11 protein-coding genes are annotated in these 15,849 nt (G+C 69.3%); 1 reads left to right on the top strand and 10 read right to left on the bottom strand.

All coding sequences use genetic code 11. From position 1 onward, the window contains the following. Window positions 1-17 precede the first annotated feature (17 nt). From JHD21_RS13330 to JHD21_RS13320, 3 genes are read right to left on the bottom strand one after another with little or no spacing between them, the layout of a single operon-like run. The gene (locus JHD21_RS13330; protein ID WP_292676053.1) at window positions 18-893 is read right to left on the bottom strand and encodes a carbohydrate ABC transporter permease; all 876 of its coding nucleotides are present in this window, start codon (window positions 891-893) and stop codon (window positions 18-20) included. Further along, complete coding sequence (locus JHD21_RS13325; RefSeq protein WP_292676051.1) at window positions 890-1,906, bottom strand: sugar ABC transporter permease; 1,017 nt, start codon at window positions 1,904-1,906, stop codon at window positions 890-892. Before JHD21_RS13325 ends, JHD21_RS13330 begins: the two co-directional genes overlap by 4 nt. Continuing rightward, window positions 1,903-3,312: an extracellular solute-binding protein gene (locus JHD21_RS13320; protein WP_292676049.1), complete on the bottom strand. Its 1,410-nt coding sequence runs from the start codon at window positions 3,310-3,312 to the stop codon at window positions 1,903-1,905. The genes JHD21_RS13325 and JHD21_RS13320 overlap by 4 nt, the downstream gene beginning before the upstream one ends. A 106-nt stretch (window positions 3,313-3,418) precedes the next feature. Here JHD21_RS13320 and JHD21_RS13315 point away from each other — a divergent pair, with 106 nt between their 5' ends. Further along, on the top strand, window positions 3,419-4,573 hold the full coding sequence (locus JHD21_RS13315) for an ROK family protein (RefSeq protein WP_292676047.1): 1,155 nt from the start codon (window positions 3,419-3,421) through the stop codon (window positions 4,571-4,573). An 18-nt stretch (window positions 4,574-4,591) separates the two neighbouring features. Here JHD21_RS13315 and JHD21_RS13310 read toward each other — a convergent pair whose 3' ends face one another. The 7 genes from JHD21_RS13310 to JHD21_RS13280 form a co-directional block, all read right to left on the bottom strand. After that, complete coding sequence (locus JHD21_RS13310) at window positions 4,592-4,948, bottom strand: hypothetical protein (RefSeq protein ID WP_292676045.1); 357 nt, start codon at window positions 4,946-4,948, stop codon at window positions 4,592-4,594. A gap of 98 nt (window positions 4,949-5,046) precedes the next feature. Then, window positions 5,047-8,955 carry a DNA-directed RNA polymerase subunit beta' gene (locus JHD21_RS13305; protein ID WP_292676043.1) on the bottom strand — a complete coding sequence of 1,303 codons (3,909 nt, stop codon included), beginning with the start codon at window positions 8,953-8,955 and terminating at the stop codon, window positions 5,047-5,049. 98 nt (window positions 8,956-9,053) lie between these two features. Then, window positions 9,054-12,599, bottom strand: a complete 3,546-nt coding sequence (gene rpoB / locus JHD21_RS13300) for a DNA-directed RNA polymerase subunit beta (protein WP_292676041.1) — start codon at window positions 12,597-12,599, stop codon at window positions 9,054-9,056. Between the two features lie 242 nt (window positions 12,600-12,841). Further along, window positions 12,842-13,672, bottom strand: coding sequence for a DnaJ domain-containing protein (locus JHD21_RS13295; protein ID WP_292676039.1), 831 nt, complete (start codon window positions 13,670-13,672; stop codon window positions 12,842-12,844). Then, window positions 13,669-14,358, bottom strand: coding sequence for a hypothetical protein (locus JHD21_RS13290; RefSeq protein WP_292676037.1), 690 nt, complete (start codon window positions 14,356-14,358; stop codon window positions 13,669-13,671). The genes JHD21_RS13295 and JHD21_RS13290 overlap by 4 nt, the downstream gene beginning before the upstream one ends. Beyond that, window positions 14,355-15,641 (bottom strand): MlaD family protein, encoded by a 1,287-nt coding sequence (locus JHD21_RS13285; RefSeq protein ID WP_292676036.1) that lies wholly within the window; start codon window positions 15,639-15,641, stop codon window positions 14,355-14,357. Before JHD21_RS13285 ends, JHD21_RS13290 begins: the two co-directional genes overlap by 4 nt. Beyond that, window positions 15,638-15,849, bottom strand: a 212-nt coding sequence (locus tag JHD21_RS13280) for a hypothetical protein (RefSeq protein WP_292676034.1), incomplete at its 5' end; no start/stop codon positions are given. The genes JHD21_RS13280 and JHD21_RS13285, both read right to left, overlap by 4 nt.

Below are 15,849 nucleotides of genomic sequence, written 5' to 3'. Positions count from 1 at the left end.
GGGGTGGGGTGGGCGGGTCAGCCCTTCTCGGCACCCGCGGTGAGTCCCCCGGCCAGCCAGCGCTCACTGAGGAAGAACAGCACGATGATCGGCAGCGTGAGGATCACGGAGCCGGCCATCAGGACGGTGGTGGGGACCTCGATGCTGCCCGCCAGCTGTGACAGACCCAGCGAGACGGTCCAGTTCGGCCGGTTCTCGACCAGGAACAGCAGCGCGAAGAGGAACTCGTTCCAGGCGATCATGAAGACGAACAGCGCGTTGGACGCGATGGCCGGCAGTGCCAGCGGCAGGCTCACGTGCCGCATCGCCTGGATCCGGGTGCAGCCGTCGATCGCGGCCGCCTCCTCGAGGCTCGCCGGGATCGTGTCGAAGTAGTTGCGCAGCATGTAGATGGACACCGCGGCCACCTGCGCGACGTACACCACCAGCAGGCCGACCAGCGTGCCCCGCTGCTGGATCCGGGTGAAGAAGACGAACAGCGGGATCGCCAGCAGGATCGCCGGGAAGAAGTAGACGCCGAGGAACACCGCGCTGATCTGGCGGCGCCCGAAGAAGTCGAGCCGGCTGACGGCGTAGGCACCGGGGATCGCGACGAGCAGGGTGAGCACGACGGTGCCGATCGCCACGATGAAGCTGTTCTTGATGAAGGTGAGGAACCCCTGCCCCCCGTCGGCCTGGGAGGCGAGCACGTCGCGATAGGTGCCGAAGTCGATCTCACCCGGCTGGGGCCACAGCGCGCCGGGGTCCTGGAGCACCGCGTCGAGCGGGCGGAAGGACAGCACCACCATGTAGTAGAAGGGGAAGATCGTGATCACCAGCAGGAAGGCGATGACGAGCGGACGCAGCACGCCGAGGACCCGGCGCTCGACCGTGTCGCGGCTGAGGGTGTTCATGCCACTTCCTCCTGCCGGCCGAAGATCTTGAGGTAGGCGGTCACCAGCACCGCGAGGATGGCGGCGAGCACCAGCGCCATCGCCGCGGCGGCACCGATGTCGCCGCGGTTGATGAGGTAGTCGTAGACCCGCACGGCCACGACCTGCGTGCCGGAGCCGCCACCGGTCAGCAGGTAGATGTCGTCGAAGTTGTTGAACGTCCAGATGAACCGCAGCACGGTGAGCACCGCGATCGTCGGGAGCAGCTGCGGCAGCACGATGTGGCGGAACCGCTGCGACGGCGTCGCCCCGTCGATGAGCGCCGCCTCGTCGAGGGAGTCGGGGATCGCCTGGATGCGGGCGGTCAGGAAGAGGAACGCGAACGGGAACGAGCGCCATCCCTCGAACAGCACCACCGTCAGCAGCGACTTGCTGACGTGGAGGTCCAGGCCCAGGACCGTCACCGGCTCGCCGGAGCTCAGGAACGCGATCGGGTCGTCCCAGCCGAGCAGCGTGGTGCCGTAGTGGTTGACCACGCCGAACTGCGGGTTGAGCATCGTCGTCCACACGAACGCCGCCGCGACCACCGGCGCCACGTACGGGACGAGCATGCAGGCCCGGACCAGGCCTCGGCCGCGGAAAGGCCTGCGCAGGGCGAGCGCCGCCACCAGCCCGAGCCCGATGGCGCAGGCCGTGCCGGCCACCGAGTAGACGAGCGTCGTCACGAGCGCGTCCACGAACCCCGGGGAGGTGAGCACCTTCTCGAAGTTGTCGAGGCTGTAGTCGCCGATGAAGCCGGTGGTGCGGAGGTTGAGCAGCCGCACCTGCTGGAAGGCCAGCGAGATGGTCCAGAGGATCGGCAGGACCACCATCGTGAAGACGATGACCGCGGTGGGCGCGATCAGGGCGTACCCGGTGCGACGGTCCTCCCGGGCGCGGGCGGACCGCCCCCGCCGGGGTTTACGGTCGGCCGGCACCGGGTCCGGTGCCTGGGCCGCCACCCCGGCGGGAGCGGTGGGTCCGCTCGACGTCACAGCGAGTCCGCGGCCGCTCTGATGGCCTCGGCGGCCGAGGCGACCGCATCCTCGGGCGAGGTGCCGTTGGCGACCTCGTTGACCGCGTTGGCGATCGGCTGCTCGCCCTGGATCGCGCCGAGCAGGTCGCCCTGGCCCTGCGGGAGGGCCCAGCGGCTGAGGGTCTCGGTGCCCGACGTGAGGGCGTCGATGACCTCGGGGCCGTAGAAGTCCGAGAGCGGGGCCTTGGTGTCGACCCCGACGTCCATCCCGGCCCACGCCTCGGCGTACTCGGTGCCACCGGCCTCGTTGCCGGCCCGGACCGGGATCTTGCCCTCGGGGGCGATGGCGATCCACGGCTCGTAGCCGTCGGTCATCATGTACTCGACGAACTCCTTCGCGGAGTCGGACGCCGCCTCGGCCGGGATCGTCCACGAGGTGACCTCGCCGAAGGTCGCCGGCTCGCCCGACGGTCCCTGGATGGCGGTGACCACGCCGCTGTTCTTGGCGAGGAAGGCCGGGTCGTCGCCGCACTCGGGGCAGGTCGGGGCGGCGTCGTTCCGCAGCCCGGCCAGCTCGTCGAGGATGAAGCTGGACCAGATGATCATCGCGGCCTGCCCGGCGAAGTACGTCGCTCGGGTGGTGTCGACGTCCTGCGCGCCCTCGACGGAGTAGTCCGTGATCAGCTGGCCGTAGAAGTCCATGGCCTCGACGCACTCGTCGCTGTCGAAGGTGACCTCGCCCTCGTCGTCGACCATCTCGCAGCCGTTCCCGAGACCGATCTCCTCGAAGGTCTGCGCCGTGAAGGCGTCGCCGGCCACGTTCGCCCCGACGAAGCCGGCCACCTCGTCGCTGTCCAGCGCCTCGGCGGCGGCGAGCACGTCGTCGTAGGTCTCGGGGACGGCCAGGCCGGCCGCGTCGAAGAGGTCCTTGCGGTACACGAGGAGCTGGACCCAGGCCTCGCTGGGCACGCCCAGCGCGGTGCCGTCGTCGGAGGTGAGCTCGAGCGAGCTCTCGCTGAGGGTGTCGGAGCCGAGCGAGTCGAGGACGTCGGCGACCGCGTCGGTGTCGAGGAGCTCGTTGGCCGACAACGTGCGGAGGGCACCGAGCGGGATGGCGCCCATCACGTCGGGCAGGTCGCCGGCGGCGGCGTTGGAGGTGAGGATCTGGTTGAACTGGTCCTCGGCCACGGGCGTGAGCTCGACCTCGATGCCGGACTCCGCGGTGAACTGGTCGACGATCGCCTGCGTCGCGGCCACCCGGTCGGGGAGGTCCTCGACGATCCAGACGGTGATCGAGTCGGCGTCCCCGCCCCCGCCGCCACCCTCGTCGTCGTCGGAGCCGCACGCGGTGAGCGCGGCGGCCAGCGTCGTCGCGGTGGCGAGCAGGGCAGCAGCCCGGGCGCGACGGGTGCGGTGTGTGGACATGGGGCCTCCGGTCTGGGCTGACACTTTTGTCAAGACCCTGGACCTATGTCACACAACTGTCAAGCATTTGATGTCCAGTTGTTACGCACTTCGCTAGCATGTCGGCGTGCCCACCGGTCCCGGCGAGATCCTCGAGCTGATCAGGCTGGGCCGGGCCAGCACCCGGGGTGACGTCCTGGAGATCACCGGCCTGTCCCGGATGACCGTGGCCCAGCGGCTCGACGCCCTCCTCGGGGCAGGGATGGTCGTCGAGGGCGAGACCGGGGAGGCCACCGGCGGCCGGCGCCGGCGCAGCCTGGTGTTCAACTCCTCGCAGGCGCACGTGCTGGTCGCCGCGGTCGACACCACGCACACGCGGATCGCGGTCACGGACCTCGGCGGCCGGATCGTGGCCGACACCGAGATCGACGTGCCCGTGCAGGCCGGGCCCTCCGTCGTACTCGACCAGATCGCCACTGCCATGACGGCGCTCCTGGACAAGCACGACGTCGCCGTGGGCGACCTGTGCGGCGCCGGTCTCAGCCTCCCCGGCCCGGTCGACCCGGAGTCGGGCCGGCCCAGCCAGCCCCCGATCCTCCCGGGCTGGGACGCCTACCCGGTCGTCGAGCACCTCCAGGCCACCCTGCCCGGCGTCCCCGTCCTGACCGCCAACGACGCCGACGCCGCGGCCCTCGGTGAGTACGCCGCCGGCCATGCCGGCGTCCGCTCGCTGGTCCTGGTGAAGGTCTCCACCGGCATCGGCACGGGCCTGGTCATCGACGGGCGCCTCTACACCGGGGCGGACGGCGGCGCCGGCGACATCGGCCACGTGCGGGTGGCCCCCGGGTCGGACGCGGTGTGCCAGTGCGGGATGCAGGGGTGCCTCGCGGCGCTCGCCAGCGGTCGCGCCCTCGCCGCGGAGCTCACCTCACTGGGTTTCCCGGCGACGTCCGGCCACGAGGTCGGCGAGCTGCTGCGGGCGGGCAACGCGGACGCGGCCCGGCTGGCCCAGCGGGCCGGCCGGCACATCGGTGAGGTGATGGCGACGGTCGTCTGCCTGCTCAACCCGGAGGTGGTGCTCATCGGCGGCGCCCTCGCCTCCGCGCCTCTGCTGGCCGGGATCCGGGAGACGCTCTACCGGTCCGCGCTGCCGCGGGCCACCCGGCACCTGCAGCTCCAGCTCGGCACCCTGGCCGAGAACGCGGCCGTCGTGGGCCTCACCAGGCTCGTGGTCGACCACGAGTTCGCGCCGGACCAGGTCAACCGCCGGCTCCGCGCCTGAACCGGTGGGTCCAGGGGCTCAGGCGCCCTGCTCGCCCATCGGCGGGAACCGCTCGTCGGCCTGCTCGTAGCCCTCGGAGTCGGTGTACAGGCCCTTCGTCGCGTCGAACTCCCGGTCGGTGTTGTCGACCTCCGCGTCCTCGGGCCGGTTGTCCGGGTCGAGGCGCTCCTGCCGCTCCTCCTCGATCTCCTCCGCGTCGGCCGGGTCCGCGCCCGGCTGCGTGCTGAGCCGGCCGTCGTCGCCGCCGGCGTCGGAGTCGTCGTCCCCACCCGACACGGGCCCGACCTCGTCCCGGTCCGGCTTCGCCCCGGTCTCGGCACCCGCGCTCGCGAGCCGGTCGGCCTCGGTCACGTCCGTCTTCTCGTGCTCACCCATGCGACTTCCGGTACCCGCCCGTCCCAGAAGATGCAGCAGAGGGGCCCCTCCGCTCGTCAGCCTGTGGCTGACTCGCGGCGGGGCCCCTCTGCGTGCAGTCAGTTCTGATAGCTCCCGAAGTCGAAGTCGTCCAGGGCGACCGCCTGGCCGCCACCGAACTCGTAGTCGTAGGCGTCGTAGCCGGTGACCGAGTAGGCCGCGGCGCGGGCCTCCTCGGTGGGCTCGACCCGGATGTTCCGGTACCGCTCCAGGCCGGTTCCGGCCGGGATCAGCTTGCCGATGATCACGTTCTCCTTCAGACCGCGCAGCGAGTCCGAGCGACCGTGGATGGCCGCGTCGGTGAGCACCCGGGTGGTCTCCTGGAAGGAGGCCGCCGAGAGCCACGACTCGGTCGCCAGCGAGGCCTTGGTGATGCCCATGAGCTCCGGGCGACCCGAGGCCGGCTTGCCGCCCTCGGAGACCACGCGACGGTTCTCCTCCTCGAAGCGGCCCCGGTCCACGAGGTCCGACGGCAGCATGTTGGTGTCGCCGGACTCCAGCACCGTGATCCGGCGCAGCATCTGCCGCACGATGATCTCGATGTGCTTGTCGTGGATCGCCACGCCCTGCGAGCGGTAGACCGCCTGCACCTCGTCGACGAGGTGCTGCTGGGTCTTGCGGACACCGAGGATGCGGAGCACCTCCTTGGGGTCCGGGGTACCGACCACGAGCTGGTCGCCGACCTCGATGTGGTCGCCGTCGCCGACCCGCAAGCGGGAGCGCCGGCTGACCGGGTACTCCTGGACCTCGGAGCCGTCGTCGGGGGTGACCCGGACGACGCGCGCCTTGTCGGTCTCCTCGATCTCGACCCGGCCGGCCACCTCGGTGATCGGCGAGACGCCCTTGGGCGAGCGGGCCTCGAAGAGCTCGACCACGCGGGGCAGACCCTGCGTGATGTCGTCGGCCGAGGCCAAACCACCGGTGTGGAAGGTACGCATCGTCAGCTGCGTGCCGGGCTCACCGATCGACTGGGCCGCGATGATGCCGACGGCCTCGCCGATGTCGACGAGCTTGCCGGTGGCCAGCGAACGGCCGTAGCACTTCGCGCAGGTCCCGGTCTTGGCGTCGCAGGTCAGCACCGAGCGGACCTTGACCGTCTCGATGCCGGCCGCGACCAGCTCACCGATCTTGACGTCACCGAGGTCCTCGCCCGCGGTCGCCAGCACGGCGCCGGTGTCGGGGTGGAGGATGTCGACGGCCGAGGTGCGGGCGTACGCCGCGGTCTCGGCGTTGTCGTCCTTGCGGACGGTGCCGTCGGCGTCCCGGACACCGATCACCTTGTCGAGGCCGCGCTCGGTGCCGCAGTCGTCCTCACGGATGATGACGTCCTGCGACACGTCGACGAGACGACGGGTGAGGTAGCCGGAGTCGGCGGTCCGCAGCGCGGTGTCCGCCAGCCCCTTCCGGGCGCCGTGCGTGGCGATGAAGTACTCCAGCACGGTGAGGCCCTCGCGGAAGTTCGACTTGATCGGCCGCGGGATGATCTCGCCCTTCGGGTTGGCCACGAGACCACGCATCGCGGCGACCTGCCGGATCTGGTTCATGTTCCCGGAGGCACCCGAGTCGACCATCATGTAGATCGAGTTGGTCTTGTCGAAGTTGGCCTCCATCGACTTCCCGACCCGCGAGGCGGCCTCGGTCCAGATCTCGATGAGCTCCTGGCGGCGCTCGTCGTCGGTCACCAGACCGCGCTCGAACTGCTGCTGGACCTTGGCGGCCTGCTTCTCGAACTCGGACAGGATCTCGACCTTGTCCGGCGGGGTGGTCACGTCGTCGATCGACACGGTGACGCCCGAGCGGGTGGCCCAGTGGAAGCCGGCGTCCTTGAGCGCGTCCAGGGACGCGGCGACCTCGACCTTGGTGTAGCGCTCGGCCAGGTCGTTGACGATGGCACCCAGGGCGCGCTTGCCGACCTCGTAGTTGACGTACGGGTAGTCGGCGGGCAGCGTCTCGTTGAAGAGCGCCCGGCCCAGCGTCGTGCTGACCGTGATCGAGCGACCCTCCTCCCAGTCGGTGAGGTCCCACTCGAGCGGCGGCACGACGTCGTCGAGACGGATCCGCACCTCGTTCTGGAGGGTGATCTCCCCGCGGTCGAAGGCCATGATCGCCTCGGCCGGGGACGAGAACGACCGGACGCGCTCGTTCTTGGTGTCGTGCGGGTCGAGCGCCTGGCCACGCTGGGTGGTCAGCCAGAAGAGGCCGATGATCATGTCCTGCGAGGGCATGGTCACCGGGCGGCCGTCCGACGGCTTGAGGATGTTGTTGGTCGACAGCATCAGGATCCGGGCCTCGGCCTGGGCCTCGGCTGACAGCGGCAGGTGCACCGCCATCTGGTCACCGTCGAAGTCGGCGTTGAACGCGCCGCAGACGAGCGGGTGGATCTGGATGGCCTTGCCCTCGATCAGCTGCGGCTCGAAGGCCTGGATGCCGAGGCGGTGCAGCGTCGGTGCCCGGTTGAGCAGCACCGGGTGCTCCATGATGACCTCTTCGAGGACGTCCCAGACCATCGCGTAGCGCGAGAGCCCGGACGTCGCACGCTCGACCATCCGCTTGGCGGACTTGATGTTCTGCGCGTGCGAGAGGTCCACCAGCCGCTTCATCACGAAGGGCTTGAACAGCTCGAGCGCCATCATCTTGGGCAGACCGCACTGGTGCAGCTTGAGCTGCGGGCCGGAGACGATGACCGAACGGCCCGAGTAGTCCACGCGCTTGCCGAGCAGGTTCTGGCGGAACCGGCCCTGCTTGCCCTTGAGCATGTCGGACAGCGACTTCAGCGGCCGGTTGCCCGGACCGGTGACGGGACGACCGCGGCGGCCGTTGTCGAACAGCGAGTCGACGGCCTCCTGGAGCATCCGCTTCTCGTTGTTGACGATGATCTCGGGCGCGCCCAGGTCGAGCAGCCGCTTGAGCCGGTTGTTCCGGTTGATGACCCGGCGGTAGAGGTCGTTCAGGTCGGAGGTGGCGAACCGGCCACCGTCGAGCTGGACCATCGGGCGCAGGTCCGGCGGGATGACCGGGACGGCGTCGAGGACCATGCCCTCGGGCTTGTTGCCGGTCTTGCGGAACGCGTCGACGACCTTGAGCCGCTTGAGGGCACGGACCTTGCGCTGGCCCTTGCCGGTGGCGATCGTCTCGCGCAGCGACTCGACCTCGCCCTCGACGTCGAAGTCCTGGAGCCGCTTCTGGATGGCGGTGGCCCCCATGTGGCCCTCGAAGTACTTGCCGAACCAGTTCTTCATCTCGCGGTAGAGCATCTCGTCGCCCATGAGGTCCTGGACCTTGAGCGCCTTGAAGGTGCTCCAGACCTCCTCGAGACGGGCGATCTCGGCCTCGCCGCGACGGCGCATCTGGACGCGCTCGCGCTCGGCGCCGTCCCGGACCTTGCGCTTGGCGTCGGCCTTGGCGCCCTCGGCCTCGAGCTCGGCGAGGTCGGCCTCTTCCTTCTTGGTCCGCTCGTCGAGCATCGAGTCCATGCGCTTCTGCAGGCGCTCGCGCTCCAGCCCGACCTTGTTCTCCAGCGACTCCAGGTCGCGGTGGCGGGCGTCCTCGTCGACCGAGGTGATCATGTAGGCGGCGAAGTAGATGACCTTCTCGAGGTCCTTCGGCGCCAGGTCGAGCAGGTAGCCGAGCCGGCTGGGGACACCCTTGAAGTACCAGATGTGGGTGACCGGGGCGGCCAGCTCGATGTGGCCCATCCGCTCGCGGCGGACCTTGGAGCGGGTCACCTCGACGCCGCAGCGCTCGCAGATGATGCCCTTGAAGCGCACCCGCTTGTACTTGCCGCAGTAGCACTCCCAGTCCCGGGTGGGACCGAAGATCTTCTCGCAGAAGAGGCCGTCACGCTCGGGCTTGAGCGTGCGGTAGTTGATGGTCTCCGGCTTCTTGACCTCGCCGTGGCTCCACGTGCGGATGTCCTCCGCAGTGGCCAGGCCGATCTGAAGCTGGTCGAAGAAGTTCACGTCGAGCACGATGGCTGCTGTCCTTCGGTAGTTCTGTGTGTGTGGCTGGGGACTGAGCTGGGGTTGGAACTGGTGGTACGCCGGCCAGGCCGGCGTACCACCGACGCTCAGACTTCTTCGACCGAGCTGGGCTCGCGACGGGACAGGTCGATGCCGAGCTCCTCGGCGGCGCGGAAGACGTCCTCCTCCGCGTCACGAAGCTCGATCGAGCTGCCGTCCTGGCTCAGGACCTCGACGTTCAGGCACAGCGACTGCATCTCCTTGACGAGCACCTTGAACGACTCGGGGATGCCGGAGTCGGGGATGTTCTCGCCCTTGACGATCGCCTCGTAGACCTTGACGCGACCCGGCACGTCGTCGGACTTGATGGTCAGGAGCTCCTGCAGGGCGTAGGCGGCGCCGTACGCCTCCATCGCCCAGACCTCCATCTCACCGAAGCGCTGGCCACCGAACTGGGCCTTACCGCCGAGCGGCTGCTGGGTGATCATCGAGTACGGACCCGTGCTGCGCGCGTGGATCTTGTCGTCCACGAGGTGGTGCAGCTTGAGGATGTACATGTAGCCGACCGCCACCGGCTCCGGGAACGGGTCGCCGGAGCGGCCGTCGAACAGGTTGGCCTTGCCGGTGTTGTCGATCATCCGGATGCCGTCGCGGTTGAGCGGGGTGGACCCGAGCAGCCCGATGATCTCGTCCTCACGAGCACCGTCGAAGACCGGCGTGGCCACCTTGGTGCCCGGCTCGGCCTTGTCGACGCCGATCTTGATCAGGCGCTGCTTCCACTCCGCGCTCTCCTTGTCGCCGGAGAGGTTGATGTCCCAACCCTGCTTGGCGAGCCAGCCGAGGTGGAGCTCGAGGATCTGGCCGATGTTCATCCGGCGCGGCACACCCAGCGGGTTGAGCACCACGTCGACCGGGGTGCCGTCCTCCATGAACGGCATGTCCTCGATCGGCAGGATCTTCGCGATGACGCCCTTGTTGCCGTGGCGTCCGGCGAGCTTGTCGCCGACGGAGATCTTGCGCTTCTGCGCCACGTAGACGCGGACCAGCTGGTTGACGCCCGGAGGCAGCTCGTCGCCGTCCTCGCGGTCGAACACCCGGACGCCGATGACCGTGCCGGACTCACCGTGCGGCACCTTCATCGAGGTGTCGCGGACCTCGCGCGCCTTCTCACCGAAGATCGCGCGGAGCAGCCGCTCCTCAGGGGTCAGCTCGGTCTCGCCCTTGGGCGTCACCTTGCCGACCAGGATGTCGCCGGTCGTGACCTCGGCACCGATGCGGATGATGCCGCGGTCGTCGAGGTCGGCCAGCATCTCCTCGCCGACGTTGGGGATGTCGCGGGTGATCTCCTCGGGACCCAGCTTGGTGTCCCGGGCGTCCACCTCGTGCTCCTCGATGTGGATCGAGGTGAGCATGTCCTCCTGCACCAGGCGCTGGCTGAGGATGATGGCGTCCTCGTAGTTGTGGCCCTGCCACGGCATGAACGCCACGAGGAGGTTGGTGCCCAGCGCCATCTCGGCGTTGTCGGTGCACGGACCGTCGGCGATCGGGCTGCCGACCTCGACCCGGTCACCCTCGCTGACCAGCGGGCGCTGGTTGATGCAGGTGCCCTGGTTGGACCGGCGGAACTTGGCCAGCTTGTACGTCGAGTAGGTGCCGTCGTCGTTCATCGTCTCGATGACCTCGGCGGACACGTCCTTGACCACACCGGCGGCCGAGGCCACCAGCACGTCGCCGGCGTCGACCGCGGCGCGGTACTCGATGCCGGTGCCGACCAGCGGCGAGTCGCTGCGGATCAGCGGCACCGCCTGGCGCTGCATGTTGGCACCCATGAGCGCGCGGTTGGCGTCGTCGTGCTCCAGGAACGGGATCAGCGCGGTCGCGACCGACACCATCTGGCGCGGCGAGACGTCCATGTGCGTGACCTCGTCGGCCGGCACCTCGGACACCTCACCGTTGCGCTGGCGGACCAGTACGCGCTCCTCGGTGAACTTGCCCTTGTCGTCGAGACCGGCGTTGGCCTGGGCGATGACGACGTCGACCTGCTTCCCGTCCCGCTCGGTGCGGCGGTCCTCGTCGTCGGCGGTCAGGTAGTCGACCTCGTCGGTGACCCGGCCCTTGACCACCCGGCGGTAGGGGGTCTCGACGAACCCGAACGGGTTGATCCGCCCGTAGGACGCCAGCGAGCCGATCAGACCGATGTTCGGACCCTCAGGGGTCTCGATCGGGCACATCCGGCCGTAGTGCGACGGGTGGACGTCACGGACCTCCATGCCGGCCCGGTCGCGGGACAGACCGCCCGGGCCGAGCGCGGAGAGGCGACGCTTGTGCGTCAGGCCCGCGATCGGGTTGGTCTGGTCCATGAACTGGCTGAGCTGCGAGGTGCCGAAGAACTCCTTCAGCGCCGCGACGACCGGGCGGATGTTGATCAGGGACTGCGGCGTGATCGCCTCGACGTCCTGCGTCGTCATCCGCTCACGGACCACCCGCTCCATGCGGGCCAGGCCCGTGCGGAGCTGGTTCTGGATGAGCTCGCCGACCGTCCGCATCCGGCGGTTGCCGAAGTGGTCGATGTCGTCGGCGGCGATCTCCAGGGGGCCCTGGGGTGCCTGGATCTCCTCGCGACCCTCGTGCAGCGAGCAGATGTAGTTGATCGCGGCGACGACGTCGGCGATGGTCAGCGTCTGCTTGTCGAACGCCTCGAGCAGGCCGAGCTTCTTGTTGATCTTGTAGCGGCCGACCTTGGCCAGGTCGTAGCGCTTGGGGTTGAAGTAGTAGTTCTTCAACAGGGTCAGCGCGGCCTCGCGGGTGGGCGGTTCGCCCGGGCGCAGCTTGCGGTAGATGTCGAGCAGCGCGTCGTCGGGACCGACGGTGTGGTCCTTCTCCTCGGTGAGCCGGATCGACTCGAACTCGCGGAGCTGGGCCATGACGGCCTCGTAGTCGTACTCCTCGCCGATGTCCTCGGCGACGGCCACCAGGGCCTTGAGCAGGACCGTGACGTTCTGCTTGCGCTTGCGGTCGAGGCGGACCCCGACCATGTCGCGCTTGTCGATCTCGAACTCCAGCCAGGCACCGCGGCTCGGGATGAGCTTGGCGGTGTAGATGTCCTTGTCGGACGTCTTGTCGGCGGTGCGCTCGAAGTAGACGCCTGGCGACCGGACCAGCTGGGAGACGACGACGCGCTCGGTGCCGTTGATGATGAAGGTGCCGCGGTCGGTCATGAGCGGGAAGTCGCCCATGAAGACCGTCTGGCCCTTGATCTCACCGGTGTCGTTGTTGGTGAACTCCGCCGAGACGTAGAGCGGAGCGGAGTAGGTGAAGTCCTTCTCCTTGCACTCGTCGACGGTGTACTTGGGGTCGTAGAAGACCGGGTCCTCGAAGGAGAGCGACATGGTCTCGCTGAAGTCCTCGATCGGGGAGATCTCTTCGAAGATCTCCTGCAGACCGGACTTGCTCGAGACGTCCTCGCCCTCGCCACGACGGCGCTCGACCGCTGCGTCCCACGCCTCGTTGCCGATCAGCCAGTCGAAGCTGTCGGTCTGGAGGGAGAGAAGCTGCGGGACCTCGAGAGGCTCTTGGATCTTCGCGAAGGAGATGCGGCGGGGACTGCCGGAGGAGTTCGTGCGGGTGTTACCGGGGGTGTTGCGCGCGGCCAAGACGTGTCCTTATGCGGAACTCGCAGGTGAGTGGCGCCGACCGACCACCGCGTCGTCCATCCGGGCAGGACGAAGGTATCTGAGGGCAGGCGCAAGGACCCACGATAGCGCAGCAGGGGGCAGGCTTCAACACCGCACTAGCGGTTCGCCCGCGCGACGTCCCATGATCATGAGGGGCGGCGCCATCCAGGTCAAGCGGATCGCCGGTGAGCCTGGGGACGACCGCGCCTGGCGCGGGGCGCTCAGGACTCGGGCAGCGTGGTGGTCATGTCGTCGACCAGCCACTCTCCGTCGACCTCGACCATCGTCAGGGTCGCCTGGTCCTTGGAGATCTCGGGCTCGGTGAGGTCGGCGTTGAGGGTGGGCCGGTTGACGAACACCAGCACCTGGATCCGGTCCTCGCCGACCAGACCCACCGCCGACGCGACCAGCTCGGCACGCACGATGGTCTTGGTGTTGGGCGAGTTCTGCTCGATCACCTCGAACAGCTGCTCGTACTTCTCCCGGTAGTCCTCGGTCATGTAGGGCACGGCCGCGTCGTGCGAGCCCTCGAGGTCGCGGTAGTCGTAGGCCAGGATCGCGACCGCGGCCTTCTCGGCCGCCACCTGCGCGTCCCGGGCGTCCGACGACGTCAGGTCCGACGAGGCCGCCCCGCTCCCCGGGTCGTCGTTCTGCGTGGCCTGCCAGATGCTGAGGCCCACGAAGATCGCGATCGCCAGGGCCAGGCCGGCGAGCAGCCACGCGGGGACGACGCGCTTCCCTCGCGGAGCCGTCCGTGGTTCGGTCCCAGCGTCGGTCACCTGGTCTCGTGACGGTCGCTGCGCGACCTCCTCCACCACCGCCGGCTCGACGTCCTCGCTCGCTGCGCTCGCTTCAGATGTCAGCGCCTGGTCGTAGGCCTCCCGCTGCTCCGGATCCAGCAACACCTCGGCGGCCTGGTTGAGCAGCCGGAACCGCCGGTGGGTCGGGTCCAGGTCGGCGATGCCGCTCTTCCACGCGGCCCGGATGTCGTCGGCCGAGGCGTCCTGGTCGACGCCGAGGACGTCGTACCAGCTCGGGCTGGGGGCGGTCACGGGGTCGCCTCCTGCGACGGGGTGTCGGTGCCCGTCGGCGTCGAGGAGGGCGACCCGACGGGCGCCTCGTCCTCGCCGGTGACCGGCGCGAACCCGTCGACGAGCCACTCGCCGCCGACCTTGACGAGCTCGACGCGGACCCGGAACGGCAGCGGCAGGTCCTCCTGGCGCTCACCCTCGAGGTCCTCCGGGTCGACCGGGTAGGAGTTGGTGAACGATCCGGCGACCAGGGCGGTCGCCGAGTCGCGGTCGATGACCGAGACCCCGGCGCCGAACACCTCGGCGGTCCGGGCGAAGCCGGCCTGGGAGACCGTGGACTCCGCCGCGGGCACGCTCTCCTCGAAGCTGGCCGCGAACTTGTCCGTGATCACCTCGAGCACCTGCTCGCGGTAGGCCGGCATCGTCCCGTCGTCGGTGAGGAGGTCCGGGCCGTAGGTGTTGACCCGCAGGATGAACTGCTGCGCCTGCGACATCACCGCCTGGCGGTCGGCCTCGTCCTGCTCGGCGGCGTCGTCCCCGCCGCCGACGATGTCGGTGGGGCTGGACTCCCCGGTCACGGCCAGGCCGACGAAGGTGCCGACGGAGAGGACGAGCACGGCGCTCAGGACGATCAGGAGCACCAGCCGGAACCCGGCCGCAGTCGCGGGCCCGCGGGCCCCGTCGTGGGTGCTGCTGTCCTCCGTCACTCCTGAGCCGTCATCAGGGGCTGGAGGAACAGCCACTTCCACGACTCCTCTCCGAGCGTCTGCGGGGCCACGGTACCGGTCGACGCCAGGAGCGGGTCGACGTCGCCCCAGGCGAACTCCCCGGTCTCCGGGTCGAAGGAGCCGACGACCGGCGCGTCGTAGCCGGGCGCCGCCCGCTGCGGTGCGTGCTGGGCGCCGCGCGGGTTGCTCTGGGTGGCGGGCTCCGTGCACCGCGCGTCCTCGTTCATGGGACGGTTCTCGCCGTTCGAGGGCGGCCGCTTGTCCGTGCCCCCGTAGCCCTCGGTGCAGGGGGCGGTCTCGCTGATGATCAGTCCGAAGTGCGCGTCGTAGAGACCGGTGTCGGGGCTCTTGGACACCACGGTGAACCCGCCCTCGACCACGTAGGGGTAGATGACGAGCACCTGCTTGATGCCGTCGAGGTGCTTGACGACGATGTTGCCGGTCGTCACCAGGTTGTTGAACAGCGAGCCGAGCTCGACCCGGTTGGTCTCGATGAAGTCGCGGAGCTCGATGGTCGACGTCGACCCGGTCTCGATGAGCCGGCGGACGTCGGCGTCGGCGCCCGCCAGCACGGTGCTGAAGCCGGCGAGCTCGGTCGCGAAGTTGCGCAGCGCGTCCTCCGAGGCGATCTGTCCGTTGAGGACGGTGTTGCTGTCGCGGATGAGCGCCGTGGTCACGTCGAAGTTGGCGTCCGCCGTCTCGAGGAACGAGTTGCCCGAGTCGATGATCCGCTGCAGGTCCTCGCCCGACCCGGCGAACGCCTTCGCGAACTCGTCCACGGTCGTCCGCAGCGCGTCCTTGTCGACCGACTCCACGGTCGTGGACAGGTTGGAGAGCAGGGTCTCGGTGGCGATCGGGATCTGCGTGTCCGCCATGGCAATGTCGTCGCCGTCGTCGAGGTAGGGCCCGTCGTCGCTCTGGGGCTGGAGCTCGACGTACTGCTCACCGACCGCGGACCCGTTGCCGATCAGGGCCCGTGAGTCGACCGGGATGTCGTCGTGCTCGTTGTCGATCTTGAGGACGACGTCGACGCCCTCGTCGGTCAGCACCAGCCGCTCGACCCTCCCGACGCTGACCCCGCGGTAGGTCACCTGGCTGCCGGCGAAGGCACCGCCGGAGTCGCTGAAGTGGGCGGTGACCTCGTAGGAGCGGTCCACGATCAGTCGGTCGAGCTTGGCGTAGCGCATGCCCACGAACGACACGCCCAGCAGCGTGATGACCACGAAGACCATCAGCTGGACCTTGGTGCGGCGGGTGATCATCGGGCCGCCCTTCCGTCGTCAGTGGTCTCCGGGACGACCAGGGCGGGCACCAGCAGGGCGACCAGCGAGGCGTCGTACGCCGCCGAGAGCTGCCCCAGGGTCGGCCCGCGTTCGGGGTCGACCTCGGTGGCGTAGTCGGTGCCGGGCCGGAGCAGGCCCCCCAGGTCCCCGACGACCGGTAGGTCCGGTAGCTCGATGGTGGGGAGCG

The organism is Nocardioides sp., from assembly GCF_016462705.1.
Taxonomy (GTDB): Bacteria; Actinomycetota; Actinomycetes; order Propionibacteriales; family Nocardioidaceae; genus Nocardioides.
The sequence above is the reverse complement of the archived record's forward strand: the minus strand, read 5'-3'. Positions and strand labels throughout refer to the sequence as shown.

What these genes read in the sequence shown, in the direction of transcription:
- JHD21_RS13330 (WP_292676053.1), bottom strand. Translation starts at nt 893, where the DNA reads ATGAACACCCTCAGCCGCGACACGGTCGAGCGCCGGGTCCTCGGCGTG.
- JHD21_RS13320 (WP_292676049.1), bottom strand. Translation starts at nt 3,312, where the DNA reads ATGTCCACACACCGCACCCGTCGCGCCCGGGCTGCTGCCCTGCTCGCC.
- JHD21_RS13310 (WP_292676045.1), bottom strand. Translation starts at nt 4,948, where the DNA reads ATGGGTGAGCACGAGAAGACGGACGTGACCGAGGCCGACCGGCTCGCG.
- JHD21_RS13285 (WP_292676036.1), bottom strand. Translation starts at nt 15,641, where the DNA reads ATGATCACCCGCCGCACCAAGGTCCAGCTGATGGTCTTCGTGGTCATC.